This is a genomic window from Vibrio thalassae (assembly GCF_900089835.1).
Taxonomy (GTDB): domain Bacteria; phylum Pseudomonadota; class Gammaproteobacteria; order Enterobacterales; family Vibrionaceae; genus Vibrio; species Vibrio thalassae.
The window spans coordinates 1-1,412 of sequence record NZ_OANU01000132.1 but is presented as its reverse complement, the minus strand read 5'-3'; the positions used below and the strand labels follow the sequence as shown (position 1 = coordinate 1,412).

Annotated in this window: 1 protein-coding gene; it reads left to right on the top strand. The window is 44.5% G+C overall.

Going from position 1 to position 1,412, the window contains the following annotated elements:
- Nucleotides 1-1,412 (top strand): hypothetical protein (locus tag VTH8203_RS22135; protein WP_208617789.1); only part of this gene is annotated, 1,412 nt, incomplete at both ends.

Sequence of the window (1,412 nt, the reverse complement as noted above, 5' to 3'; positions counted from 1 at the left end):
TTAATTCACCCGACAAGGCATTTGTCAACGGCGATGGGCCAACAGCCTTATTGAAGAATGTAAATATCACCGATATTGATTCAAGCACAATAGCCAGCGCACAAATCACGCTAAATGGCGCCAATAGCAATGAGAGTTTAAGTTTTGTTGCGGCAGGCAGTATCTCGGGAAGCTACGATGCCAACAATCACACACTGACGCTGACGGGCAATGCCTCTATCAGTGATTACCAAACCGCACTCGAAGCCGTTCAATACGATAACGATGGTTCTAACCTTACCAGTACAACAGATGAGATTCGTCAATTTGACGTTACAGTGACCGATGTCAGTGTAGATACTACTTCGGTACTCTCTAGCGCTGTCGGCAATGGTTCGCTCACCTTATTTGGCGAGTTCACTAATATTCAACAATATGCGGATAATACCATCAATCCATTGGCACAAGAACCGACAGAGGCGCACTATCAGGCGCTAGGATTTGAGACTGCACTTGACGATGGCTATTTTTCATCTCAGCGCACAGCGCTTAACAACACATTGCGCAACGATAACCCTGCACTGCAAGATCTCAGCGCTCTGCAAGCTTATATTGATACAGACACAGATAAAGATGGAATGAGGGATTACTTCGACCCAGATGTATCGCTCGTTAATGAGTCGACAGACTATCTATTGCATCCTGAATATGTAGGAAATCTGCCTTCTGACACGAATAACATATATTCATACTTATATAAAGTGCACCTTAAGTTCAGCAACAGCACAGAGACACTCGACTATGTTCAAGTCGCAACCTGGGCCGGTTCTGACGATTTGAGTGAAGACTACAGGTGGCCAAAATACTTAAATATGGAATTGAACAATCGATTTAGTACGGATGGTCTTAACGCAACCACCGATGACAGTAGTTCGTCTAATACAGTGGATGGTGTCGATTGGATGGAAGTGGATTACATTACTGAGTGGTGGACCATCATTGACTACATCATCAGTGATAGCAATCAAAAACCTGAATTAGCCGATTTTGCTGCAATCGGCATCGAAAACGTGGGAATAGAGCATGTCAATGAATTGCGTTCACTCGTGAGCGGCGTACAAAATGCAAAGAGTTATGATGAGGTTAAAAATCGCAGTAATAGTTATGTGATTATCCATGATTACGCCATAGATAGCGGCAATCCTATCACTGCAACTGCGCCTCAAAGTACGGATTATACCAACATAGGATTAACACAGGATGTCAGCAGCGTCAGCGAGTTTAATGCTTGGCTAAACGACACACAATTAGTCGTGGTAACCGACATTAGCGCCATGGTAAATGTCATTAACCACGCCAAAAACATTGCAGGGGCAAGCGCTCCCGCAGAAACCGATTACACCCAAGCTGGGATCACTGGCGTTGATGCAAGC